The organism is Brevundimonas sp. EU05-FHT14B07 (assembly GCF_058790795.1).
Genome location: NZ_JBYTCZ010000001.1, coordinates 783,468 through 805,394, shown reverse-complemented (window position 1 = coordinate 805,394; position 21,927 = coordinate 783,468). Strand labels below are relative to the sequence as shown.

General features: G+C 66.6%; 26 protein-coding genes. 11 read left to right on the top strand and 15 right to left on the bottom strand.

From position 1 onward, the window contains the following. The first annotated feature begins 51 nt into the window (after positions 1 to 51). From AC3WRC_RS03980 to alr, 3 genes are all read left to right on the top strand, one after another. Entirely contained in the window at positions 52 to 417 is a 366-nt protein-coding gene (locus AC3WRC_RS03980; protein ID WP_492302975.1) for a hypothetical protein, read from the top strand. Positions 418 to 528: 111 nt separating this feature from the next. Then, entirely contained in the window at positions 529 to 2,019 is a 1,491-nt protein-coding gene (locus AC3WRC_RS03975) for a replicative DNA helicase (RefSeq protein ID WP_066551169.1), read from the top strand. Positions 2,020 to 2,057: 38 nt separating this feature from the next. Further along, entirely contained in the window at positions 2,058 to 3,104 is a 1,047-nt protein-coding gene (gene alr, locus AC3WRC_RS03970; protein ID WP_492302974.1) for an alanine racemase, read from the top strand. Here the strand turns inward: alr and AC3WRC_RS03965 are convergent. Next, positions 3,098 to 3,745, bottom strand: coding sequence for a Yip1 family protein (locus AC3WRC_RS03965; RefSeq protein ID WP_492302973.1), 648 nt, complete (start codon positions 3,743 to 3,745; stop codon positions 3,098 to 3,100). The genes alr and AC3WRC_RS03965 overlap by 7 nt on opposite strands. A gap of 172 nt (positions 3,746 to 3,917) precedes the next feature. On the opposite strand from AC3WRC_RS03965, the gene radA reads away from it, so the two are divergent. The 3 genes from radA to purF are packed head-to-tail and all read left to right on the top strand — an operon-like array spanning position 3,918 to position 7,448. Further along, a complete protein-coding gene (radA, locus tag AC3WRC_RS03960; RefSeq protein ID WP_492302972.1) occupies positions 3,918 to 5,288 on the top strand; it encodes a DNA repair protein RadA in 1,371 nt (456 codons plus the stop codon). A gap of 31 nt (positions 5,289 to 5,319) precedes the next feature. Then, on the top strand, positions 5,320 to 5,916 hold the full coding sequence (locus tag AC3WRC_RS03955) for a CvpA family protein (RefSeq protein WP_492302971.1): 597 nt from the start codon (positions 5,320 to 5,322) through the stop codon (positions 5,914 to 5,916). A 26-nt stretch (positions 5,917 to 5,942) separates the two neighbouring features. After that, entirely contained in the window at positions 5,943 to 7,448 is a 1,506-nt protein-coding gene (gene purF, locus AC3WRC_RS03950) for an amidophosphoribosyltransferase (protein WP_492302970.1), read from the top strand. A gap of 6 nt (positions 7,449 to 7,454) precedes the next feature. Here the strand turns inward: purF and AC3WRC_RS03945 are convergent, their stop codons facing one another. Then, positions 7,455 to 7,742, bottom strand: a complete 288-nt coding sequence (locus AC3WRC_RS03945; protein ID WP_492302969.1) for a type II toxin-antitoxin system RelE/ParE family toxin — start codon at positions 7,740 to 7,742, stop codon at positions 7,455 to 7,457. Then, a complete protein-coding gene (locus tag AC3WRC_RS03940; protein ID WP_017506570.1) occupies positions 7,742 to 7,993 on the bottom strand; it encodes a CopG family ribbon-helix-helix protein in 252 nt (83 codons plus the stop codon). Before AC3WRC_RS03940 ends, AC3WRC_RS03945 begins: the two co-directional genes overlap by 1 nt. Before the next feature lie 76 nt (positions 7,994 to 8,069). On the opposite strand from AC3WRC_RS03940, the gene AC3WRC_RS03935 reads away from it, so the two are divergent. The 3 genes from AC3WRC_RS03935 (at position 8,070) to AC3WRC_RS03925 (ending at position 10,395) form a co-directional block, all read left to right on the top strand. Beyond that, on the top strand, positions 8,070 to 8,825 hold the full coding sequence (locus AC3WRC_RS03935; protein WP_492302968.1) for an SDR family NAD(P)-dependent oxidoreductase: 756 nt from the start codon (positions 8,070 to 8,072) through the stop codon (positions 8,823 to 8,825). 74 nt (positions 8,826 to 8,899) lie between these two features. Continuing rightward, positions 8,900 to 9,574 (top strand): DUF2306 domain-containing protein, encoded by a 675-nt coding sequence (locus tag AC3WRC_RS03930; RefSeq protein ID WP_492302967.1) that lies wholly within the window; start codon positions 8,900 to 8,902, stop codon positions 9,572 to 9,574. Next, positions 9,574 to 10,395 (top strand): LytTR family DNA-binding domain-containing protein, encoded by an 822-nt coding sequence (locus tag AC3WRC_RS03925; RefSeq protein WP_492302966.1) that lies wholly within the window; start codon positions 9,574 to 9,576, stop codon positions 10,393 to 10,395. The genes AC3WRC_RS03930 and AC3WRC_RS03925 overlap by 1 nt, the downstream gene beginning before the upstream one ends. A 3-nt stretch (positions 10,396 to 10,398) precedes the next feature. Here the strand turns inward: AC3WRC_RS03925 and AC3WRC_RS03920 are convergent, their stop codons facing one another. From AC3WRC_RS03920 to AC3WRC_RS03885, 8 genes are all read right to left on the bottom strand, one after another. Beyond that, the gene (locus AC3WRC_RS03920) at positions 10,399 to 10,875 is read right to left on the bottom strand and encodes an NUDIX hydrolase (protein WP_492302965.1); all 477 of its coding nucleotides are present in this window, start codon (positions 10,873 to 10,875) and stop codon (positions 10,399 to 10,401) included. Positions 10,876 to 10,879: 4 nt separating this feature from the next. Further along, positions 10,880 to 12,499, bottom strand: a complete 1,620-nt coding sequence (gene der / locus AC3WRC_RS03915) for a ribosome biogenesis GTPase Der (protein ID WP_066625896.1) — start codon at positions 12,497 to 12,499, stop codon at positions 10,880 to 10,882. Between the two features lie 31 nt (positions 12,500 to 12,530). Next, on the bottom strand, positions 12,531 to 13,913 hold the full coding sequence (locus AC3WRC_RS03910; RefSeq protein ID WP_088582173.1) for a PQQ-binding-like beta-propeller repeat protein: 1,383 nt from the start codon (positions 13,911 to 13,913) through the stop codon (positions 12,531 to 12,533). A gap of 26 nt (positions 13,914 to 13,939) precedes the next feature. Beyond that, a complete protein-coding gene (locus AC3WRC_RS03905) occupies positions 13,940 to 14,755 on the bottom strand; it encodes a tetratricopeptide repeat protein (RefSeq protein ID WP_307510757.1) in 816 nt (271 codons plus the stop codon). Between the two features lie 79 nt (positions 14,756 to 14,834). After that, complete coding sequence (gene panB, locus AC3WRC_RS03900) at positions 14,835 to 15,671, bottom strand: 3-methyl-2-oxobutanoate hydroxymethyltransferase (protein ID WP_492302964.1); 837 nt, start codon at positions 15,669 to 15,671, stop codon at positions 14,835 to 14,837. 69 nt (positions 15,672 to 15,740) lie between these two features. Continuing rightward, entirely contained in the window at positions 15,741 to 16,157 is a 417-nt protein-coding gene (locus tag AC3WRC_RS03895; RefSeq protein WP_017506107.1) for a hypothetical protein, read from the bottom strand. Further along, on the bottom strand, positions 16,147 to 16,704 hold the full coding sequence (locus tag AC3WRC_RS03890; protein ID WP_055808384.1) for an RNA polymerase sigma factor: 558 nt from the start codon (positions 16,702 to 16,704) through the stop codon (positions 16,147 to 16,149). The genes AC3WRC_RS03895 and AC3WRC_RS03890 overlap by 11 nt, the downstream gene beginning before the upstream one ends. Positions 16,705 to 16,728: 24 nt before the next feature. Continuing rightward, a complete protein-coding gene (locus AC3WRC_RS03885) occupies positions 16,729 to 17,127 on the bottom strand; it encodes a DUF6249 domain-containing protein (RefSeq protein WP_055808381.1) in 399 nt (132 codons plus the stop codon). Positions 17,128 to 17,302: 175 nt separating this feature from the next. Here AC3WRC_RS03885 and AC3WRC_RS03880 point away from each other — a divergent pair, with 175 nt between their 5' ends. Both AC3WRC_RS03880 and AC3WRC_RS03875 read left to right on the top strand, forming a co-directional pair. Next, positions 17,303 to 17,542, top strand: a complete 240-nt coding sequence (locus AC3WRC_RS03880; protein ID WP_492302963.1) for a DUF2188 domain-containing protein — start codon at positions 17,303 to 17,305, stop codon at positions 17,540 to 17,542. Between the two features lie 7 nt (positions 17,543 to 17,549). Then, the gene (locus AC3WRC_RS03875) at positions 17,550 to 18,359 is read left to right on the top strand and encodes an endonuclease/exonuclease/phosphatase family protein (protein WP_492302962.1); all 810 of its coding nucleotides are present in this window, start codon (positions 17,550 to 17,552) and stop codon (positions 18,357 to 18,359) included. Here AC3WRC_RS03875 and AC3WRC_RS03870 read toward each other — a convergent pair. From AC3WRC_RS03870 to AC3WRC_RS03855, 4 genes are all read right to left on the bottom strand, one after another. Then, positions 18,352 to 18,699 (bottom strand): ArsC family reductase, encoded by a 348-nt coding sequence (locus AC3WRC_RS03870; RefSeq protein ID WP_316407333.1) that lies wholly within the window; start codon positions 18,697 to 18,699, stop codon positions 18,352 to 18,354. The genes AC3WRC_RS03875 and AC3WRC_RS03870 overlap by 8 nt on opposite strands. 62 nt (positions 18,700 to 18,761) lie before the next feature. Next, a complete protein-coding gene (locus tag AC3WRC_RS03865; protein WP_492302961.1) occupies positions 18,762 to 19,769 on the bottom strand; it encodes a sensor histidine kinase in 1,008 nt (335 codons plus the stop codon). A 91-nt stretch (positions 19,770 to 19,860) separates the two neighbouring features. After that, complete coding sequence (locus tag AC3WRC_RS03860; RefSeq protein WP_492302960.1) at positions 19,861 to 20,796, bottom strand: hypothetical protein; 936 nt, start codon at positions 20,794 to 20,796, stop codon at positions 19,861 to 19,863. A gap of 372 nt (positions 20,797 to 21,168) precedes the next feature. Next, positions 21,169 to 21,885, bottom strand: coding sequence for a hypothetical protein (locus tag AC3WRC_RS03855; protein WP_492302959.1), 717 nt, complete (start codon positions 21,883 to 21,885; stop codon positions 21,169 to 21,171). Positions 21,886 to 21,927: the final 42 nt, after the last annotated feature.

Below are 21,927 nucleotides of genomic sequence, written 5' to 3'. Positions count from 1 at the left end.
ATATCACCGTTCAATCTGGGCGCAGCCAGAGGGGGCTTTGGAGGGGACCAGATGAAGACCAGATCGATCGCAGCGGGCGTCCTGGCGCTGTCGCTTTTCGCCGGCGCGGCCAACGCCATGACGGTTCAGGAATTCCTGACCACCGCCAACGCCATCCCGCAGAACCCCACCGCTCTCCTGCGCTCGGACACCCGCCGTCTGATGGCCGAGTTCCGGGGCGCCGTTCGCACCGTCCGCGCCGAACAGAGCCAGGCCAAGGCGGCCGGCCGTCAGCCTGCGACCTGCATGCCCGACAAGGTCAGCGTCTCGCCCAACGCCATCCTGAGCCGTTTCAACGCCATTCCGCAGAGCCGTCGCAACATCAGCGTGACACAGGCCTTCCGCGAATGGATGGCGCACGACTATCCCTGCGCCTGACCCGCGCCGATTGAGGAATTCCGGTTCGTCCCCAAGGCGGGACGATCTGTCCACGGTCCAGGCGGCGTCCGCGTCTGACGCAGGGGCGTGAGAGGGCTAAAGCGTTAATCGATGAACGCCTTCGCCCCCATGCCCTTCTCGTCGTCTCCGCTGGACTCCGGCGGCGTCACTTCGATGCCGCACAATCTGGAGGCCGAGCAGGCGCTGCTGGGCTCGCTGATGTTCGACAACGCCGTGTTCGAGCGGTTGAACGACCGGCTGCGCGGCTCGCACTTCTACGAACCCTTCCACCAGCGGCTGTTCGACGCGATCGAGGACCATATTCGCCAAGGCTTGCTGGCCGAGCCCACCATTCTGATGGAGCGGTTCAAGCAGGATCCGGCGTTCCAGGAGTTCGGCGGCCTGCGCTATCTCGCCGACCTGGTCGACCGCGCGCCGCCCGCCGCCAACGCCCCCGACTACGCCCGCGTCGTCTATGACCTGGCGCTGCGCCGCGATCTGATCCGCATCGGCGGCGACATGATCAAGGAGGCGCCCAATCCGGAGACGCCCGCCGACGAGCAGATCGAACAGGCCGAACAGACCCTGTATTCGCTGGCCGAGACGGGCAAGCCTTCTTCCGGTTTCGTCAGCTTCTCCAACGCCTTGTCCGGCGCCGTTCAGATGGCGGCCGAAGCGTATCAGCGCGAAGGCAAGCTGGCCGGCCTCGCCACCGGCCTGAACGATCTGGACCGCAAACTGGGCGGCCTGCACCCGTCCGACCTGCTGATCCTCGCCGGCCGTCCGTCGATGGGCAAGACGGCGCTGGCGACCAACATGGCCTTCAACGTGGCGCGCGCCTATCAGTGGGAGCCGACGCCAGAGGGCCGCAAGACGGTCAACGGCGGCGTCGTCGCCTTCTATTCGCTGGAAATGAGCGCCGAGCAGCTGGCGATGCGTATTCTGGCCGACGCGTCCGGCGTGTCCTCGGACAAGCTGCGCAAGGGCGAGATCGACGCCACCGACTTCGGCAAGTTGCGCGACGCGGCGGTCGAGATCGGCGAAAGCCCCCTCTACATCGACGCCACCGGCGGCCTGTCCATCTCCAAGCTCGCGGCCCGCGCGCGCCGCCTGAAGCGCATGGAACATGGGCTGGACCTGATCATCGTCGACTATCTGCAACTGGTCACGACCGGCAACAGCGGGGGCCAAAAGAACCGCGTGCAGGAGGTGTCCGAAATCACCGGCGGGCTGAAGGCCCTGGCCAAGGAACTGTCGGTGCCGATCATCGCCCTGTCGCAGCTGTCGCGTCAGGTCGAGCAGCGCGACGACAAACGCCCGCAACTGTCCGACCTTCGCGAATCCGGCTCGATCGAGCAGGACGCCGACTGCGTGATGTTCGTCTATCGCGAAAGCTACTACCTGGGCCGCGCCGAGCCTCGTGAGGGGACCGAGGAACACCTGCAATGGCAGCAGGATATGGACCGCCTGCAAGGCCAGGCCGAGGTCGTCATCGGCAAGCAGCGCCACGGCCCCATCGGCATCGTCAAATTGGCTTTCGACGCCGACACCGTCCGCTTCGGCAACCTGGCGCATGGCTATGAGGAAGTCAGCTACGAGTAGCCTCTTCCATCGGCGCGGTGTTGGCGCATAAGGACGCCATGACCGTATCGACCCCCGCCGTCCTCTCCGTCGATCTGAACGCCCTGGCGCGCAACTATCACACGCTGGAGGCCGTCAGCGGCCAGCCGGTGCATCCGGTGGTCAAAGCGGACGGGTATGGGCTGGGCGCCCAGGCCGTGGCGACACGGCTCATGGCCGAGGGGGCGCGGACCTTCTTCGTCGCGCGGGCGGCGGAGGGCGTGCGGCTGCGCGCGGCCTTGGGCGCCGACGGTCCCGTCATCTATGTGCTCGACGGCTGCCACGGCGACGATGCGGCGATGCTGAAGGCGTCGGACCTGCGGCCCGTGCTGAACCATCCGGCGCAGATCCAGGCCTGGAGGGCGGCGGGCGGCGGGACCTGCGGCCTGCAGATTGACACTGGCATGAACCGGTTGGGTATTCGGCCCGAGGACGCGCCTGACGCTTTCGACGGCCTGGCCCTGGTCCTGACCCACCTCGCCTGCGCCGACGAACCGGCCAATCCGATGAACCGGCGCCAGCGTGACGCCTTTGCGGGCGTGCTGGATCGCTATCCGGGCGTGGTCCGGTCGTTCGCCAACTCCAGCGGCTGTTTCCTGGGCCCGGACTTCGCCTTCGACACAGTTCGGCCGGGCATCTGTCTTTACGGCGGCGGTCCAGAAGGGCGTCCCGATTCCCGGATTGCACCCGTGGCCACCTTGACGGCCGAGGTGCTTCAGGTCCGCGACGTGCCCGCCGGCGAGAGCGTCGGCTATTCCCGCGGCTATATCGCCGAGCGGCCGATCAAGGTCGCCACCGTGGCGGCCGGCTATGCGGATGGATTGCTGCGATCCTATTCGCCCAAGGGTGCCGTCTGGATCGCCAACGAGACCCGCCCTCTGCTGGGTCGGGTCTCGATGGATGTCTGCGCGGTGGACATCACCGGCCTGGATGTCGCGGTCGGCGATCCGGTCGAACTGTTCGGCCCGAACCGCCTGTTGGACGACGCCGCGACCGCAGCGGGGACCATCAGCTATGAGCTGCTGACCTCGCTCACCCCCCGCGTGCCGCGCGTCTATTCTCAGTAGCCGGGGCCCATTCCGGCGAGACCGGCCATGCCGACCGATGCGGCGACGAAGCTCATCGAAATGGCTCCGACGATCGCCGAGATGATGAAATACATCACGACGCCGGCGATCACCGTCACGATGAAATAGCCGACCTTCTTGTCTTCCGGCACCTTCATCAGGATCGGCAGGCCGACGAACAGCAAATAGAAGCTGTACAGGCCCAGGATGGCCAGAATGCCCAGCATCGGGATCAGGCCGAAGACGCCCGCCAGCCAGGCGGCGGTCCAGGAATAGACGGCCAGCTTCATGGCCTGAACCTTGTTGGCCGTGCCGCCGAAGTTCGGCGCCAGCGCATTGATGATCAGTCCCAGCAGGAAGACCCCCAGCAAGGACATGCCGTAGCTGACGAGCGCCACGACGATCGCGCCCACGATCGACAGCTTCACGCCCATGATCGGCATCAACTGACCGCCGAGCAGCGAACAGACCGGGCCGATCGCCGCCAGGATCATCGCATATCGGGTGAACAGGCTTTTGGTCGTGGCGAACTCACCGTCGATCTTCAGCCATTCGGACTTGGGTTGCAGCAGTATGCCCTTGACCCGCGCGACCAGGGCCGGATCGACAGCGGGTTGGGAGTGGGTCGTCGGATCGGTCATGACAGGCCTCGGCGAGAGAAGATGGGCGGATGTTGACGTTGCGTCGCCTCAAGAAGCAAGGGTGTGCGACACATTCTCAATCCTTCAGTATGGCAAAGGTTGCGCCTGCGACCGAAACTGTCGTGAGCCGAGGCCATGTCCGGCGCGACCGTTCGATCTGCTAAGGAAGCCCATGGCTCGCGATTCCGCCCTTTATGTCTGTCAGTCCTGCGGCACGGTCCACGGCAAATGGTCGGGACAATGCAGTTCCTGCGGCCAGTGGAATACCCTGAGCGAGGAAAGCCGCTCGGCCCCGCCCGGTGCGATCAAACCATCGGCGGCGGCTTCGGCCCGGACGCGTGGCATCCAGTTCGAGACGCTTCAATCCGACACGCCCGAGCCGCCGCGCATCACGACGGGCGTGGCCGAGTTCGACCGGGTCTGCGGCGGCGGCCTCGTGCCCGGCTCGGCCATCCTGCTCAGCGGCGACCCCGGCGTCGGCAAGTCCACCCTGTTGCTGGAGGTCGCGGCCAAGGCGGCGCTGCGTGGATCGCGCGTGGCCTATATCTCGGGCGAAGAGGCGGTGGAACAGATTCGCGCCCGCGCCAAACGGATGGGCCTGGCTGACGCGCCGGTCAATCTGGCGGCCGCGACGGCGCTGCGCGACATCCTGGGCACGCTGAAGCGCGAACAGTTCGACATCGTCATTGTCGATTCGATCCAGACCCTGTGGTCCGACGTGCACGAAAGCGGCCCCGGCTCGATCACCCAGGTCCGGGCCTGCGCCGGCGAGATGGTGCGCCTGGCCAAGTCGCAGGGCGTCGCGGTGGTCCTTGTCGGCCACGTCACCAAGGACGGCCAGGTCGCCGGCCCTCGCGTGGTCGAACACCTTGTCGACGCCGTCATGACCTTCGAGGGCGAGCGCGGCTATCCGTTCCGCATCCTGCGTGCCGGCAAGAACCGCTTCGGCGCCACCGACGAGATCGGCGTGTTCGAAATGGGCGACGCCGGTCTGCGCGAGGTCGCCAATCCCTCCGCTCTGTTCCTCGGCGAGGGCAAGGAGCGCGCGCCGGGCGCCGCCGTCTTCGCCGGGATCGAAGGCTCGCGCCCCGTCCTGGTCGAGATGCAGGCCCTGGTGTCCAAGTCCGCCTATGGCACCCCGCGCCGCGCCGTGATCGGCTGGGAGACGGGACGTCTGGCGATGGTTCTGGCCGTACTGGAGGCCCGCTGCGGCTTCGGCTTTGGCGATCAGGACGTCTATCTGAATGTCGCGGGCGGCTTGCGCATCAACGAACCAGCGGCGGACCTCGCGGCGGCGGCGGCCCTGATCAGCTCGGCGACCGGCGTGTCCCTGCCCCAGGGCTGCGTCGTCTTCGGCGAAATCGGCCTGTCGGGCGAGGTCCGCAGCGTCGGCCGCGCCGAGGCCCGGCTCCGCGAAGCGCAAAAACTGGGCTTCGATCAAGTTCTGAGCCCGACTTTGACCGCCAAGACCAAGGGGGTGAAGGTGACATCCGTCACGCGCCTGACGGATGTGGTCGAACGAATCTCGCAGAACCGCTATTAGACCCTGGTAGCAACCGCAGGATCCCGCACGCGTGACCGGATACGACGTCTTCGCCATCGTGGTGATCCTGTTTTCCGTCGCCGCCGGCTGGGTGCGCGGCGGGGTGCGCGAGGTCATCACCCTGCTCAGCGCGACCCTGGCGGCTTTGGTCGCCCTGATCGCCCTGCCCTGGACCGCCGGCGTCACGCGCGCCTTCGTCGATCCCGAGTGGGCCGGGTCGATCCTGGCCGCCGTCCTGACCTTCTTCGTCGTCTATTTCGGCCTGCGCCTGGTCGGCTCGATGATGTCCAAGAGCGCCAAGGATCATCCGCACCTCGACGTCATCGACCGCATCTTTGGGCTGTTCATCGGCGGCATTCGTGCGCTGGTCCTGATCGGCGCGGTGCATCTGGTCATCGTCGCAGCCCTGCCAGGCGAGCGCACCCCGCTCTGGCTCGGGAGAGCGGCCCTCTATCCGGTCAGCGCCATGGGCGCGCGGATGATCCAGATCGTCCTGCCCAGCATCGGACGCGGCGCCGACGCCATCACGCCGGTCGTGGATTCGTCCGTACGCCGGGGGTTTTCGGACGACGAAGCCTTGCCCCCGACGCAATCAGAGCCTAACTCGCGCCGCGAAGCCGCCCCTTAAGTTTCCCCGGTCATCGGAGCCCCACGATGCGCCACCATATCGCCGATCCCGTCGTTCACCGCGAGCACTGGCGCGAGCCGGAGGATGACCAGCTCCGTCTGGAATGCGGCGTCTGCGGCGTCTGGGGCGCAGACGAGGACGAAGGCTCTTCCGTCGTCGCCTTGGGTCTTCACGCCCTTCAGCATCGCGGCCAGGAAGCCTGCGGCATCGCCAGCGTCAAGGACGAGCGCTTCTACACCGAACGCCACCAGGGCCTGGTGGGCGAGGCCTTCGGCGGCGCCGACCTGATGACGCGGATGCCCGGCCGCGCGGCCGTGGGCCACACCCGCTATTCCACCGCCGGCGGCAGCTTCCTGCGCAACATCCAGCCGATGTTCGCCGATCTGGACCAGGGCGGCATCGCCATCGCCCACAACGGCAACCTGACCAACTTCAAATTCCTGCACGCCCAGCTGGTCAGCGAGGGCGCCATCTTCCAGTCGACCTCGGATTCCGAGGTCATCCTCCACCTGATCGCACGTAGCCGCAAAGCCAAGATCGTCGATCGCTTCACTGACGCCCTGGCCCGGATCGAGGGCGGTTACGCCCTGGTGGCCCAGACCCGCACCAAGATGATCGGAGCCCGCGACCCGCTGGGCATTCGCCCGCTGGTGCTGGGCCAGCTGGGCGACGGCTGGGTTTTGGCCTCCGAGACCTGCGCCCTGGACATGATGGGCGCCACCTTCGTGCGTGACGTCGAACATGGCGAGATCGTCGTCATCGACGACAGCGGCCTGCGCTCGCTGAAGCCCTTCCCCGCCCGCGCGGCGCGTCCCTGTCTGTTCGAGTACGTCTATTTCTCACGCCCGGATTCGGTCGTGAACGGCCGCTCCGTCTATGAGGTCCGCAAGGAAATGGGTCGCGGCCTCGCCCGCGAACTGGGCGTCGAGGCCGACATCGTCGTGCCTGTGCCCGATTCCGGCGTACCCGCCGCCCTCGGCTACGCCCAGGAAAGCGGCGTCCCCTACGAGATGGGCATCATCCGCAGCCACTATCTGGGCCGCACCTTCATCCAGCCCAGCCAAGGCGCCCGGCAAAAGGGCGTGCGCATGAAGCACAGCCCCAACAAGTCGGCCCTGGCCGGCAAGCGCGTCGTCCTGATCGACGACTCCATCGTGCGCGGCACCACTTCGTTGAAACTGGTCCGCGCCGTCCGCGCCGCCGGCGCGACCGAAGTCCATCTGCGCTCGGCCAGCCCGCAGATCCTCTTCCCCGACTTCTATGGCATTGACATGCCCGAGCGCGCCCAGCTGCTGGCCGCCAACAAGACGCTGGAAGAAATGCGCGACATGCTGGAGGTCGATTCACTCGGCTTCCTGTCCATCGACGGCCTGTATCGTGCAATGGGCGAGACCGGCCGCAGCGCCGCCGCCCCGCAGTTCACCGACCACTATTTCACCGGCGACTACCCCACCCGCCTCTTGGATCGCGAGATCGAGGAAGGCGGGCGCGAGTTCGGCGCCAAACAGCTGTCCTTGCTGGTCAGCGCCTGACGGCCGTCACTCGCGGTCCTGCGCTGTGTGGAACAGGCGGATGATCTGGACCTGGCCGCCTTCGGCGTCGTCCGCTAGGGCATAGACGATCAGATACGGCGCGCCGGCCACAAGCTTTTCGTAGGTGTCCGGCTGTTTGCCCGGCCGACCGATCGGTCGTCGCGCCAGCTTTTCCGTCGTCTCGATAATGCGGGCTTCGATCTTCTGCGCGGCGGGCAGATTGCGCTGGGCCAGATAGTCGATGGCGTGGGTCAGTTCCAGCAGCGCACGCCGTGACCAGACGACGGAGCGCATCAGGACTCATATTTGGCGATGGTCTCGCGGATCTGCCGCATGGCCTCTTCGTGCGGGACCACATTGCCTGTTCTGAAATCTTCGAGACCTTCCTCGACGGCCGTCATCATTTCCAGTTCTCGTTCGACGTAGCCAGCGATGGCGCGTTCAGCGAGAAAAGACTGGGTGCGCTGGGTTTTCTCGGCAAGCAGCCCCAGCCGCTCTTTCAGCGTTTCACTCATGCGGACAGTAACGGTCGTGCTGGCGGCCATGACAGAGTGCTCCTGTACACATCTGCTTACAGCTTAACACATTGACCCGCCGCATCGCCACTCCTACCACCCGAACATGACCGACGCCCTCCCCCTGCACGACCGTATCGCCCTCGTCGTCGGCGCCTCGCGCGGCATCGGTTATGAGAGCGCCCTGGCCCTGGCCAAGGCAGGCGCGCACGTCATCGCGACGGCGCGCACACAGGGCGGTCTGGAAGAGCTGGACGACGCCATCTTCGCCGCCACCGGCCGCCACGCGACCCTGATCCCGTTCGATCTGGTGGACGGCGGGGCCATCGACCGGCTGGGCGGCGCCATCTTCGAACGGTTCAAGAAGCTGGACATCTGGGTCCACTGCGCCGCCACCATGGGCCCCTCGGGCCTGACGCCGGTGTCGCACGCCGACCCGCGCGAGTTCGCCAAGGTCGAAAAGACCAACTTCACCGCCGTCTATCGCCTGATCCGCTCGCTGGAGCCGCTGCTGCGCGCCTCCGACGCCGGCCGCGCCATCCACTTCACCACCAGCGTCGCCAGCACGCCCAAGGCCTTCTGGGGCATGTACGCCGCGACCAAGGCGGGCGCCGAGGCCTTGGTAAAGGCCTGGGCCGACGAGATCGAGAGCACGCCCGTCCGCGTCAGCATCGTCGATCCCGGCCGCATGCGCACCGCCATGCGCGCCCAGGCCTATCCGGGCGAAGATCCGTCCGTCCTGCCCCACCCCTCCGAGATCGGCCCGCTAGTCGTCGAACTGTCGAACGCCGCCGCTACGCCTCCGCTGACCATCAAGTTCCGCGACTGGACCGCCGGCCCCTCGGTCGACGCCTTGATCTGAGGATTTCGACCCTACCCGCTGACATTCGTCCCAGACTCGTGGCGACAGAGGGCGAGCGCCGACAAGCAGGGATCATGACCCTGTTTTCAGCCTTCCTGATCATCCACGTCTCGACCGGACTTTGCGCCGTGCTGGTCGGCGTATTGCCCATCGTCACCCGGAAGGGCGGCCGAGCCCATCGGGCTTGCGGGCGGCTGTTTGCTGGCCTGATGACCGTCCTGTTGGTCTGCGCCTGGGCGATGACGGCGCTGCGGTTCAACACCTATTTTCTGGCCCTGTCGGCGACCGCCACCCTCAGCCTGTTTTCAGGCATCAGGGTGCTGAGACGCAAACGGCCCAACCTAAACACAGCCGATCGGGCCCGTCCGCTGGATTGGGCCGCGACCCTGGGCGTGATCGGGATCGGCCTGTGGGTTCTCGTCCTTCTGGCCAAAGGCCGATCGGACGGTCCCGCCGCAGTCTCGGCCGCTTTGGCCGCCAGCGCCCTGACCATGGGAGCGTGGGACTTGCGGCGGTTCAGCGCGCCCAGATCCTGGCCCTTTTCACCTGAGCTCTGGACCTATGAGCATCTGACAAAGATGCTGGGCGCCTATTCTGCGGTCCTGAGCGCCTTTTCCGGCAACTTCCTGACCGCCCTGCCCGCCCCGTGGAGCCAGCTCTGGCCAACCGTCCTGTTCCAATGCCTGATCGTGGTGTGGATCGCGACCTTGCTGATCCGCAAACGCCGTTGCACCCCGTGCATCGGCTGATGCGCCTGTCCGTCACGGCGGTCGTCGGCCTGTTCACGGCCTATAGCTATGTTGCGACCGTGCTCGCCGTCGCCTGGTATCTCAGGCGGGGATCGGCGGACCTATCGGTTGGCGGCTCGCTCCTCTGGGCGGCCCTGTCCTACACGCCGTGGCTGGCCGTTGCGGGCCTGACATGGGCGGTGATCCGCCGAACCGGCGCACGGTGGCGGGCAATAGGCGTGCTGGCTGCCGTCATGCTGGTGGCCGTCCCCCTGATCGCCGCCCTGAACGCCCGCACCGACATGGGCTTCCTCAACCACGCCGGCGAGGGTGGCGAATGGCTGGCGCGGACCATCGACCGGCTCCCGGTCGTCTTGCTTCTCTACACCGCCGTCGTCGCTATCGGTCTGGCAGCCGCCTATTGGCGCAGCGCCCGCGACGCCAGCGACCGGATCGCCATCCTGACCACGGCCCTGACCGAGGCTCGTACGCTGGAGCCGGAGCAGACCCAGCGCCTGCTGGTCTCCATGGGCCGGGCGCGCACCTCGCTCGCCGTCGGCGACATCGAATGGTTCGCCTCGGCCGGCAACTATGTGGTGGTCAACTGGGACGGCAAGGAGGGACTGATCCGCGACACCCTACAGGCGCTGGAAGCGCGTCTGGATCCACGCCTGTTCACCCGCAGCCACCGCTCCAGCCTGATCAACCTGGCCCGCGTCAGACAGGTTCAGCCCTTGTCCGACGGCGCCTGGCGACTGACGATGAACAGCGGCGCCGAACTGGTGGTCAGCCGCACCTACCGCGACGCCGTGCTGCAAAAACTGGGTCGCAAACTGACTTGAGCCTCATCGCTCGAGCGGCTGCAAACCCTGGATGATTTCCGCCAACTCAGCCGGCCAGATCGTTTCTTTGGAAACGCGGATGTCGTCGAGGCTCCACCAGCGGTGTTCGGTCAGAACCCGCTGCTCCTCGTCCGTCCAACCCTTGGGCGACAGGACGAAGTCGTCGGTGCGCAGCACGAAGAACCTCTGATCCACGTCCGCCATCCGGCCGTCGGGCAGGCGGAAGCTGACGCGGACCTGGGCGACCTGCGGACCGGGGTCTTCGACGACCAGCCCCGTCTCTTCGAACAGTTCGCGGCGCGCGGCGTCCTCGAAGGTCTCGCCAGTCTCGCACCCGCCGCCGGGCGTCGCCCAGAAGGCTGTGCCGGCGAGCGGTCCTTCGGAAAACACGAAGTGAAACAGCAGCACCCGCCCCTGCCCGTCCATGATCAGCCAACGCGAGGTGGGCCGGGCGGGAAGAGCGCTCTCGGCCTCGCTCACGCCGTCACTTCTTGGCGCCGCCCTTTTGGCCCGTGCGGATCCGGCCCGAGCGCGACACCTGGCGAGCGCCGCCGCGGGCGCCCTTCTGGATCGCCACGGACGAACCGGCCTTCTTCGACGCGCTGGACTTCAACCCGCCCAGAATCTTGGGCTGGGCCTTGCGGGTCTTCTTCTGCTCCAGCGCCTTGCCGGGCAGTTTGGACAGGGCCTCTTCCTTCTCGGCCTTCTTGACGCGGCGCGGCGCGGTCTTGGCGTCGCCCTTGTAGCGTTCCGGCCCGGACTTGGCGCCGCCCTCGGCATAGGGGTTCACACCGCTGGACTTGACGTTCAGGCGGATCGGCGTGCCCGGCAGGTCGAAGCTCTCGCGGATCGAGTTGACCAGATAGCGCTTGTAATGCTCCGGCATCGACTCGGCGCGGTTGGCCATCAGCACGAAGGTCGGCGGGCGAGCCTTGGTCTGGGCGATGTATTTCGGCTTGATCCGCTTGCCGTCCACGGCGGGGGGCGGGTGACGCTGGGTCGCCATGGACAGCCAGGTGTTCAGGTCCTTGGTCTTCACCTTGACCGACCAGGTGTCATAGGCCTGAAGCACCGCCGGCATCAGCCGTTCGACGCCGCGTCCGCTGTGCGACGACAGGGCCACGAAGGGCGAACCCTTCAGTTGCGGCAGCTTGTCCTCGGCCATGCCCTTCAGCTTGGCCATGCGCGACTGGGGCTCGTCTTCCAGGTCCCACTTCGACGCGACATAGACCAGGGCGCGGCCCTCGCGCTCGACCAGATCGGCCAGCTGCAGGTCCTGTGTGTCGAACGCGTCGTCCTTGTCCATCATCAGGATGACGACTTCGGCGAAGGTGATGGCCCGGATGGTGTCGGCGACCGACAGCTTCTCCAGCTTCTCCTGCACCCGCGCCTTGCGACGCATGCCGGCCGTATCGACCAGACGGATGTTCTTGCCCTCGAACTGCCAGTCGACCGAGATGGAGTCGCGGGTGATGCCCGCTTCCGGCCCGGTCAACAACCGGTCGTCGCCGATCAGGCGGTTGATCAGGGTGGACTTGCCCGCATTGGGCCTGCCGATGACGGCGATGCGGATCGGCTTGTCCGGCTCGTCGATCTCCTCGACGAAGATGTCCTGCGAGGCCGCGACGATGGCGGCGTACAGATCGGCCATCCCCTCGCCGTGCTCGGCCGAGATGGCGACGGGTTCGCCAAAGCCCAGGGCGTGCGCCTCGCCGACGCCGCCGCCGCTTTCGCGGCTCTCGGACTTGTTGGCCAGCAGGATGATCGGCTTGTGCACTCGACGCAGGCGCTCGGCGAAGATCCGGTCCAGCGACGTCACGCCCTCGCGGGCGTCCATCATGAACATGACCAGTTCGGCGTCGTCCAGTGCGGCCTCGGTCTGCTCGCGCATCCGGGCTTCCAGGCTGTCGTCGGTGACGTCCTCGTATCCCGCCGTGTCGATCAGCGTCAGATCCATGTCGCCGATGTTGCCGTCGGCGTAGCGTCGGTCGCGGGTCACGCCGGGGCGGTCGTCGACGAGCGCCAGGCGCTTGCCGACGAGGCGGTTGAACAGTGTCGATTTGCCCACATTGGGGCGGCCGACGATGGCGACCTTCAGAGCCATGTCGGCCTTCTAGCTTAGTTTGGGCTGAAAATCAGCGGATGCAGATCAGTTGGCCGTTGTCGGTCAGCACATAGAGCGCGCCGTTATAGGCGGCCGGCGCGATATAGGCAGGCGCGCCCAGCTTCAGCGTCGTCTGCGCCACGCCGGTCTTCGGATCGAAGGCGACGGCCTCGCCGAACGAGTTGACCATCACCAGACGGTTGGAGGCCAGCAGCGGTCCCGACCATTGCGGGCGGATGGTGCGACGGCCGAAGGTCAGGAAACCGCCCTCGCGGCGCTCGCGGCCCTCGTTCAGTTCGCGCGTCCAATAGATCTGGCCCGTGTCACGGTTGGCCGTGATCAGTTGACCCGACTTGGACACCACGAAGACGGCGTCTCCGACCGGCAGCGGCGCGTTAACGCCCGTCACCGGCAGTTGCCACTTGGGCTGGCCCGAACGCAGGTCCAGCGCCGACATCACGCCCGAGTGGCTGACGCCATAGACCATGCCGCGGCTGATGACCGGACGGCCCGCCACGTCGCGAACCTCAGACAGGGCGCTGGTGCGGCTGGTGCGCGACAGGGTCTCTTCCCACACCGCCTGGCCGTTCAGGGCGCTCAGCGCGACCAGCTGGCCCGAGGCGAACGGGGCGACGACGGTCGTGCCGCTGACGGCGGGGCTGGAGGCGCGCATGACGCGCGCCGGCTCGGCGATGCCGCGATAGGTCCAGTCCTGCGCGCCGGTGTTGGCGTCAAAGGCGAACAGCTGGCTGTCCACGTCCACGACGAAGACCCGGTTGCCCGAGACGGTCGGGGCGCCGTGGATCGGGGCGTCCACCTGCTGCGTCCAGACCACCGCGCCGGTATTGGCGTCCAGCGCCGTCATCGAACGATAGCCGGACGAGACGAAGACCTTGCCGCCGCCGACGGCGACGCCGCCGCCGAAGCCGCCGTTGCGGTCACGATCGGCGTTCTTGACGTTGGCCTTCCACAGGATCGCGCCGGTGTCGGCCGAAACCGCCGAAACGGTCGATTCGCCGTCCAGCACGAAGATCTTGCCGTCGGCGGCCACGATCGGGGCCATGACGTTGCCGACGTGGGCCGATCCCGAGCCGACGCCCCGCTTCCAGGCGATCTGGAAGTTCGGCGCCGCAATGACGTGCTCGACCAGGTTCTCGGACGTGCCGCCCGGCTGCGTCCAGGCCGTCACGGCCTGCGGACCCGGCAGGAAGAAGTCGCGGCCGGACAGGGCGGCCGACGGCGACAGGCTCTGTTCGAACTCCAGCACCGAGATGCGCTGGCCGGCCGAGGCGGTCGCGCCGGCGTCTTCCTTGCCGCCGCCCAGACCGAACGGCAGGTTGCGGCGCACGGTGCCGCAGGACGCCATCGTTGCGGCGACGCCGCAGATCAGCGCGACTTTCAGAACTCGGTTCATCGGGGGCGTCCTGTAAGGGGTCGTCACTATTGGGCGGCCGGCGCGGCGGCGGGAGCCGCCTGAGCGGGTGCGGCCTGAGCCGGGGCAGCTTGGGCCGGAGCAGCCTGGGCGGCCGAGGGCGTCATCGCGTTCGCAGCGCCGGCGGCCGGAGGCGTCGCCTTGGCGGCGGCGTCGATGATGGGCTTGATGGCGGCTGCGGTGCCGGCGTCGATGGATTCCACGGCGATCTGGGCGCGCTGACGGATCGAGTCCGGCACGTCCTGACCCAGTTGCAGCAGCACGAAGGCCTCACGCGCTTCCTTGGTCTTGCCGTGTTGCAGGCGCGCCAGGGCCAGGGCTTCCTGGGCGAAGGCGTGCAGCGGGCGCTTGTCTTCGGCCAGCGGCGTCAGGCGCTTTTCGATCTCGGCCAGCGGCGCGGTGTCCATGATCAGGAAGGCGGCCTTCAGGGCGGGCGGGTCGGACAGGATCGGATCGCTGGACGCCTTGGCGGCCTCGTCGAACAGGCGAACCGCGTCCTGGAACTTGTTGGCGCTGACGGCCAGGCCGGCCTGCTGCTGCAGGGCCAGTACCTTATAGGCGCCGTTGCCTTCCTTGATCGCTTCCTCGAAGGCGGCGCGGGCGTCCATCGGCTTGTCGGCGCGCAGAGCCTCCATGCCGCGATCATAGGCCTCGGCGGCCTTGGCGGCCTTGTTGGAGTTCAGGCTGTCCCAGCCCCACCAGCCCAGGGCGCCGATCAGGGCGACGACCAGCACCACGCCGAAAACGGGCAGCCAGGTCTTGGCCAGGCGCTTCAACTTGTCGGAGCGAAGCTCCTCCTCGACCTGCTCGAAGACATCAACCACTGAAACGTCGCCCCAAAATCGCGAAATGCAAACCGGCGCGGACCCTAGAAGGTCGGCTCCCCGCCCGCAACGTCGTCCGTTACTGCGAAGCCGGCTTTTTCGAGAAGTAGGTCTCGACTTCGGCAGGAAAACGGCGGGTTTTCACATCGCTGGCGAAAGCAGAGGCGGCGCGGTCGATCTCGGTGCGCAGATCGGCGTATGTGCGCACGAACTTCGGGGTCCAGTCGAACATGCCCAGCATGTCGTTGACCACCAGCACCTGACCGTCGCAGGCGGCCGAGGCGCCGATGCCGATGGTGGGCGCGTCGATCGTCTCGGTGATCTCGCGCGCCAGCGATTCCGCGACGCCCTCGATAACGATGCAGAAGGCGCCGGCCTCGGCGACGGCCTTGGCCTCGGCCAGCACCCGATCACGCTCGCTCTCGGTCCGGCCCTTGGCCTTGAACCCGCCTTCGGCCAGGATCGCCTGGGGGCGCAAGCCGACATGGCCCATGACCGGAATGCCGCGCTTGACCAGGAAGGCGACGATCTCGGCCATTTCGATGCTGGTTTCCAGCTTCACCGCCTGGGCGCCCGTCTCCTTCATCACCCGCACGCAGTTGGCGTAGGCGACCTCCTCGCCGCCTTCGTAGGAGCCGAACGGCATGTCCACGACCACCATGGCCCGCTTGGCGCCGCGCATGACGGCCTGCCCGTGCAGGATCATCATCTCCAGCGTCACGCCCACGGTATTGGGCAGGCCGTGAACCGCCATCCCCAGGCTGTCGCCGACCAGCAGCACATCGCAGTGTGGATCCAGCAGGGCCGCCATCGGCGCGTCATAGGCCGTCAGGCAGACGATCGGCTCGCCGCCCTTGCGCCCCGCGATATCGGGCACGGTGATGCGTTTGACGCTCTCTTGGGTGTGGACGGACATCGCCGGGCCTCCTGACGTGAAGGGGTCAGATAGGCCCCTGCCCCGCCGGTGTCACCCTTGCAGCCGCGCTCACACGTCCTGCGACAGCTTCGCCACGCCCGCCGCCATCAGGGCGACCAAGGCCCCGGCGACGATCCAGAAGGCCATCATGCCCGAGCCGTTCATCACATCCAGAGACCCGACGCCGAGACCTTGAAGGCCTAATCCGTCCAGGCCCGATTGCGCCGCGCCCTGCGCCGTGGCGGCCGCCGCCCTGAGGCCTTGCGCCAGGGTCGTATCGCCGTCGGCGGTGAAGTTGATGTTCACCCCCTCGCGCACCGCCAGCACGCCGCCGATCAGTCCCGCCGCCGTCAGGGTCAGGGCGCGCCAGCGCGACCGCGTCTCCATGCGCGCTTGCACCGTCGCCAGGAACAGAGCCTCGTCCGGCAGGCTCGGCGCCTGGGCGAACAGCCTTTCGATCATCGGATCGAATTCGTCAGCCGACATGGACCGACCTCCCGCCTGAGCCGTGCGCCGGTTGAAGCCGCGCACGGAGTTTATCCAGACCACGTTTGACATGCGATTTCACCGTGCCAAGCGGCAAATTCATGGCTGCCGCGATTTCCGGATGCGACATCCCCGCGCCGTGGCACAGGGAGACGCAGACACGCTCTGTTTCGCTGAGCGTCTTCAACGCCTCGTCCAGGTCCATCAGACCGCCGCGATCGACGACCACATCCGCCTGGTCGGCCTCAATCTCGGCGACGTAGCGCGCCTCCTTGGCCACCCGCTTCAGATAGAGTCGTGCGGCGATCTTCTTGATCCAGCCCGCAAACGTCCCCTGCCCGCGAAACTCCGCGCACCGCTGAAACCCTTGCAGAAAGGCGTCCTGCGCCACGTCGTCGGACAGGGACGGCGTCGCCCCCATCCGGCGCAGCAGCCCCCGCACCGCCGACCCGTGCCGACGCACCAGCTCGCCATACTCCCGCCGACCGCCGGCCGCCGCCTGGGCGGCCAGCTCCACATCGTGGAAGTCTCTCAATGATTTGACCATGACGTTTCCCCCTTCCGGCGGACGTCAGTCTTTGTTCGGGTTGAAGAAGCCCAGGATGATGAAGGCGACGCCGATGGCTGCGGGAATACAGGCGATGCCCAGCAACGCGCCCTGGCCATTGCCGCCCCAGACGTGCGTCGTGCCCTGAACGACGATGCCGAACCCGGCGATGCCGATGCCGCTCGCCAAGCTGAGCACGCCCTTGCGAATGTCCTTGCTGCGCGACGGCAGCCCCTTCTGCACATCCTTGGTCATCACATCGAGCAGTTCGGGCGGCAGCTCCTGACCCTTATCGACGGCGAGACGCACGGTCTCCTGCATGTCGCGCTTTTCGCGGTACTTCAGGAAGGTGGGGCCGAAGACGATGGCCGTAATCGTGCCGAAGACGGCGAAGATGGCGAAGATCGGAATGAAGTCTTCCATGTCGAGTATCCCTTGAACCGTTGCAGCAGCCTGATGCGGCGGCCTTCTGATCACAAGAGGCTGGCCGACGCCTCAACGGATGCGCGGCGTTAGGTGAAATCTTCGTAAGGTCGCCGTTTCGGCCGCCGTCGGTTCGGTCTAGGGTCCGGTTTCATCAATCTCAGGAGCGCGTCCCATGGCCCATGTCACCTATCGCATCGTCGAGCATGACGGCGGCTGGGCCTACAAGTCCGGCGACACCTATTCCGAAACCTTCGCCACCCACGACGACGCCAAGGCCGCCGCCGTGCGCGTCGCGCGCGAGCAGCGCGTGCCGGACCAGACCGCAGCGATCGAATACGGGACCGCCGCCGGCGAATGGGTCACCGAAAGCGCGGACGGCCACGACCGTCCCTCGACTGACGTCGAGGGCTGAGGCCAAGATGATCCACCGTCGCACTCTGCTGGCCGCCGCCGCCCTCGCGCCGCTGGCAGGCTGCGCCACGGCCCCAAAGGCTAAGACGCCCACCGAGCTGAAGCTCGTCACCTTCAACATCTGGCACAACATGGGCGACTGGGCGGCCCGCCGTCCGCTGCTGGTCGCCGCGCTGAAGGCCCAGGACGCCGACGTCATCGCCCTTCAGGAGGTGCTGGAGGACGCCAATGTCGGGCTGGAGAACCAGGCCCGGATGGTGGCGCGCGAACTGGGCGGCTATCATGTCGCCTTCGTCTCGACCGACGCCGAGGGCGCCCCGCGTCGCTATGGCAACGCCCTGCTGACCCGACTGCCGGTTCTGGCCGAGGCCTCGACCAAGCTTGAGCCGCTCGACGATTTCCGCACCGCGCTTCGGCTTCGCGTCGCGGTCCAGGGTCGCCCGGTCGATGTCGTCGTCACCCATCTGGCGTGGCAACAGGACGCCGGCCCGGTGCGCGCCCGCCAGATCGCATCCCTGCTCGGCTGGCTGCCGCAGGACGGCACGCCTCTGATCGTCATGGGCGACTTCAATGCGACGCAGGAGGATTCCGGCCTGGCGACCCTGACGGGCCCCCGCTTCTTCAGCGCTCTGCCCCGCAGCGCGGTCACGACCACCCTGAACCCGGCCAAGGGTCACCCCGAGCGCGTCATCGACCACATCTTCGTCGAACAGGCCGCCTTCATCGCCGGCGAGGCCCGCCGCTTCGGCGATACGCCGACCAACGGCGAATACCCGTCCGACCACTTCGGCGTCGCCGCGACCGTCCGGCTCAGGTAAGCGCTGAGGCGTAGGCCTCGGGCTTGAACCCCACCAGCCGCCGATCCCCCAGATCCAGCACCGGCCGTTTGATCATCGACGGCTGGGCCTTCATCAGCGCGATCGCCTTCGATCTGTCGATGTCCGCCTTGTCGGCTTCGGGCAGCTTCTTGAAGGTCGTCCCGGCCCGGTTCAGCACCGTCTCCCAACCGTGCTCGTCGACCCACTGGCCCAGCCGCCCCGCATCCACTCCGGCCTTCTTGTAGTCGTGGAAGACATAGTCGACCCCCTGCTGCTCCAGCCAGACCCGGGCCTTCTTCACCGTGTCGCAGTTGGGAATGCCATAGAGTGTGTAGGTCATGGGTCTCTCGGAGGTCGTGGATCAAGCTGACGCAGCCGCTTTCGCCCCCTCGCAGGGCATCGTCAACTGTCGGTCAGACGCGACGCCGGCGCTGTGAACGTCGCCGAGAACCCCTCTACGCCGTAACGAAGATCCGCGCCGCCGCACCCCAGCAGGCCTCTCGCGAGCAGTTTGACGCCAAAGCCGGTCTTGAGCGGCGGATGGGCCGGCGCGCCCCCGCCTTCGATCCACGTCAGAACGAGTTCACCCTCATCCAGCCGCCAATCGACCGAGACGCGGCCGCCAGGCTTGGCCAGCGCGCCATGCTTGAACGCGTTCGTCGTCAGCTCGTGGATGATCAAGGCGACCGTCTGCGCCACACGCGGCGACAGGTGCACCGACGGCCCCGAGATGGAAACCGGCCTGCGCACCAGATTACCGACCGCGTCGCGAACAATCTCACCGAGGTCGCCGCCATTCCACGCCTTTTCATCCAGCGTCTGCTGGGTCTTGGCGATGGCGTTCAGTCGCTCGTCGAAACGCTCCAGCACATCCCGATCGACGCCCGACAAGGTGCTGCGGGCGACCGCTTGAACCAGGGCGAGCGTGTTCTTCACCCGGTGGCCGCATTCGTCGACCAGCATCTGCCGGTGTTGCTCGCCCCGCACCCGCTCGGTCGTTTCGATGGCGATATTGAGAATGCCGACGATCGCGTCGCCGTCCCGCACGGGGCTGTAGGACAGCACCCAGCAGGTGTCTTCCGAATAGCCGTTTCGAACCATCGTCAGCGGCAGGTCTTCCAGAAAAACGGTTTCGCCTGCCAGCGCGCGCTCCGTCAGAGGGCGCAAATCGTCCCACACCTCATGCCAGACCTGATCCAGCGGACGGCCCAGGGCGCTCGGGTGCTTTTGTCCGAGCAGCGGAATATAGGCGCCGTTGTAGAGCAAGGTGCGCTCCGGGCCCCACATGACGCTGGCCGCGAAACCCATTCCCATCATCATGTCATAGGTAATGCTCAGCGCGGGCGACCAATCGCGCTTTGGCCCCAGGGGCGTCGTCGCCCAGTCGAACGCATCAATAAGGGCTGGCATCGGCGCGGCCCCTGTTGACGACGGCATTCGACGAGCAACCGACGAATGCAGCCCCAGCATCAATCTGTGATGCGAACCTCATCATCGTCGTTCAGAACAATCGAATGGTGTCGCTCGGGCGATCGACGATCACGCCCGCGACATAGAGTTTGCGCACCAGCTGCTGCGTGCCGAGGATGGTCCGGCTTTGGAAATCGAGCCAGTTCGCGACCAGAGTCTGATCCGGCAGATTGATGTCTCTCTTGCCGGCGACCCGGATGACCAAGCCTGCGTTTTCAAGCTGACCCAGGTGCCTGCGAACCGTTTCGTCGTCCATTCTGGCGGCCTTGGCGACCTCGATCACGCTCACCGGCCCGAACGGCGGGTTCAGGGGGCCAAGACGGCCGGCGTCCGGCTCCTGAACAACCCTCAAGGCGCTTCCAGTGAGATGCGACAGCCAAAGCAGGACGTAGTGCGTCGTCAGGCTGATTTCGGGCTTCAGCGATCGGGCGTGCTGGATGCCTTTCAGGACGTGCGCCGTCATCAGCCGCGTCGCCAAGCCTGCGACTGGCCAGGCTGGCGTGACGACCCGGTCGCCGTCGCGGGCGCCGCATGCATTCAGCATCGCCAGCCCATCGACGAATTCCACCGTGGCCAGAAGGAAGGCTTCCATCGCGGACTTGAACGGTTTCGACTGCGACACCTCGGCGCGCAAGACGAAGCCGCCGTCGGTCCGCACCAGCACGCCCCGCTCCACCAATCCCGCCAGTTTGGTGCGTGCGCTCTCGCGCGGCACGCCCAGGGACATGGCGATGCTGATTGCATTCACAGGCCGCCGCAGGGCGTTCGGCAAAATGCCGGCTCCAATGGAAGAGTCGCGTGCCGCACCTTCGTCGTCGGCGCCTCTGACGTTTGCATCCACGACGCCCGCCGTCAGCAGCGCGGATATCAGGTCCTCGTCGATCCAGGTGCGGGATGCGGCGATGAAATCGAGGGTCAGCTTCGTATTCAGCCAAGCGACCTGAGCGGCCTGTAAACGCAGAGACATTGGTGGACCGTTTGAGGCTTCGACGAACACTGTCGCCCTCGCTCGCGCCCCTGTCGACAAAGCAACTACCGAAAATGAGGTTTCGGGACAGAAGTGGGCCGACGACCGATCCACGCACAAAGGCGCAGCCTTGCCGTCATTGTTCGCCGACAAATCCCCTTTAGTGTCGGGCGCTTAGAGACGGCCTTCGTCAATCGACCTGACGCATCCCCGAACGGGACTATGATGTCGACGGGTCTTTGAAAACAGCAGCGCTCAGGAATTGCACCACCTTGCATTTTGCACGCCCTTTTTCGGCGCCGTGCAATTTCGCTCTGTCGCTGATTTTAGACGAATTAGACGAATTAGACGGTGTTTTTGTCAGGCGGCCGTCTAGGCCGCGAACCCGGCGAAGACGCCGATGACCATCACGATAAAGGTCGCAACGACGCTGGACAGACCGATGGCCGTCATCACGATCAAGCCCTTGGCCAGGCCAGGAACCACGCCCCGATACCACCGTCCCCGCCCCATCCGCATGAAGGCCACGATGCCCAGCACCAGCATCAACAGGCTGCACGCCGCGGCCAGCGGGCCGGGGCTGAACATGAACCAGGCCAGCGGGAGCAACGGGACGGTCCAGGCGTTCAGATAGGCGAAGGCCGCGCGAAACCCGCATCTCAGGCCCAGGTCCTCGGCGTCCCACAGGCGAAACAGCGGCATGGCCGCCAGGGCGTAGAGCGGCGCCATGATCGGCACAGCCACCAGCGACATCCAACCGTCGGCGTCCGACATGAAGGCGTCGCGCGACTTGCCTGCCTCCTGAAGCAGGGGGTTCAGCACCTCGGCCGGCATGCCGTCCAGATAAAGGCTCAGGCCCCCGCGCAAAAACACGATCAGCATCAGGATCGCGTTCAGCGCCAGATACAGCTTCAACGGCTTGGCGTAACGCCCGCCCCCCGTCGGCCCCTCGATCATCCAGGCCTGCAGCACCAACCGGGGCCGCACCAGCAGGTCGCGCGCGGTCCGCACCTCTGCGCCGCCAAAGCCCAGCGCGTCCTCGGACAGGTCCTTGAACGCCTGCTTGCGCGTCGTCTCGCCGTCGGTCATCGGATTCTCCCCCAGGGGATGCATACACCGCCCGGTTGACCG

What these genes read in the sequence shown, in the direction of transcription:
- AC3WRC_RS03980 (WP_492302975.1), top strand. Translation starts at nt 52, where the DNA reads ATGAAGACCAGATCGATCGCAGCGGGCGTCCTGGCGCTGTCGCTTTTC.
- AC3WRC_RS03975 (WP_066551169.1), top strand. Translation starts at nt 529, where the DNA reads ATGAACGCCTTCGCCCCCATGCCCTTCTCGTCGTCTCCGCTGGACTCC.
- alr (WP_492302974.1), top strand. Translation starts at nt 2,058, where the DNA reads ATGACCGTATCGACCCCCGCCGTCCTCTCCGTCGATCTGAACGCCCTG.
- AC3WRC_RS03965 (WP_492302973.1), bottom strand. Translation starts at nt 3,745, where the DNA reads ATGACCGATCCGACGACCCACTCCCAACCCGCTGTCGATCCGGCCCTG.
- radA (WP_492302972.1), top strand. Translation starts at nt 3,918, where the DNA reads ATGGCTCGCGATTCCGCCCTTTATGTCTGTCAGTCCTGCGGCACGGTC.
- purF (WP_492302970.1), top strand. Translation starts at nt 5,943, where the DNA reads ATGCGCCACCATATCGCCGATCCCGTCGTTCACCGCGAGCACTGGCGC.
- AC3WRC_RS03945 (WP_492302969.1), bottom strand. Translation starts at nt 7,742, where the DNA reads ATGCGCTCCGTCGTCTGGTCACGGCGTGCGCTGCTGGAACTGACCCAC.
- AC3WRC_RS03940 (WP_017506570.1), bottom strand. Translation starts at nt 7,993, where the DNA reads ATGGCCGCCAGCACGACCGTTACTGTCCGCATGAGTGAAACGCTGAAA.
- AC3WRC_RS03935 (WP_492302968.1), top strand. Translation starts at nt 8,070, where the DNA reads ATGACCGACGCCCTCCCCCTGCACGACCGTATCGCCCTCGTCGTCGGC.
- AC3WRC_RS03930 (WP_492302967.1), top strand. Translation starts at nt 8,900, where the DNA reads ATGACCCTGTTTTCAGCCTTCCTGATCATCCACGTCTCGACCGGACTT.
- AC3WRC_RS03925 (WP_492302966.1), top strand. Translation starts at nt 9,574, where the DNA reads ATGCGCCTGTCCGTCACGGCGGTCGTCGGCCTGTTCACGGCCTATAGC.
- der (WP_066625896.1), bottom strand. Translation starts at nt 12,499, where the DNA reads ATGGCTCTGAAGGTCGCCATCGTCGGCCGCCCCAATGTGGGCAAATCG.
- AC3WRC_RS03910 (WP_088582173.1), bottom strand. Translation starts at nt 13,913, where the DNA reads ATGAACCGAGTTCTGAAAGTCGCGCTGATCTGCGGCGTCGCCGCAACG.
- panB (WP_492302964.1), bottom strand. Translation starts at nt 15,671, where the DNA reads ATGTCCGTCCACACCCAAGAGAGCGTCAAACGCATCACCGTGCCCGAT.
- AC3WRC_RS03895 (WP_017506107.1), bottom strand. Translation starts at nt 16,157, where the DNA reads ATGTCGGCTGACGAATTCGATCCGATGATCGAAAGGCTGTTCGCCCAG.
- AC3WRC_RS03890 (WP_055808384.1), bottom strand. Translation starts at nt 16,704, where the DNA reads ATGGTCAAATCATTGAGAGACTTCCACGATGTGGAGCTGGCCGCCCAG.
- AC3WRC_RS03885 (WP_055808381.1), bottom strand. Translation starts at nt 17,127, where the DNA reads ATGGAAGACTTCATTCCGATCTTCGCCATCTTCGCCGTCTTCGGCACG.
- AC3WRC_RS03880 (WP_492302963.1), top strand. Translation starts at nt 17,303, where the DNA reads ATGGCCCATGTCACCTATCGCATCGTCGAGCATGACGGCGGCTGGGCC.
- AC3WRC_RS03875 (WP_492302962.1), top strand. Translation starts at nt 17,550, where the DNA reads ATGATCCACCGTCGCACTCTGCTGGCCGCCGCCGCCCTCGCGCCGCTG.
- AC3WRC_RS03870 (WP_316407333.1), bottom strand. Translation starts at nt 18,699, where the DNA reads ATGACCTACACACTCTATGGCATTCCCAACTGCGACACGGTGAAGAAG.
- AC3WRC_RS03865 (WP_492302961.1), bottom strand. Translation starts at nt 19,769, where the DNA reads ATGCCAGCCCTTATTGATGCGTTCGACTGGGCGACGACGCCCCTGGGG.
- AC3WRC_RS03860 (WP_492302960.1), bottom strand. Translation starts at nt 20,796, where the DNA reads ATGTCTCTGCGTTTACAGGCCGCTCAGGTCGCTTGGCTGAATACGAAG.
- AC3WRC_RS03855 (WP_492302959.1), bottom strand. Translation starts at nt 21,885, where the DNA reads ATGACCGACGGCGAGACGACGCGCAAGCAGGCGTTCAAGGACCTGTCC.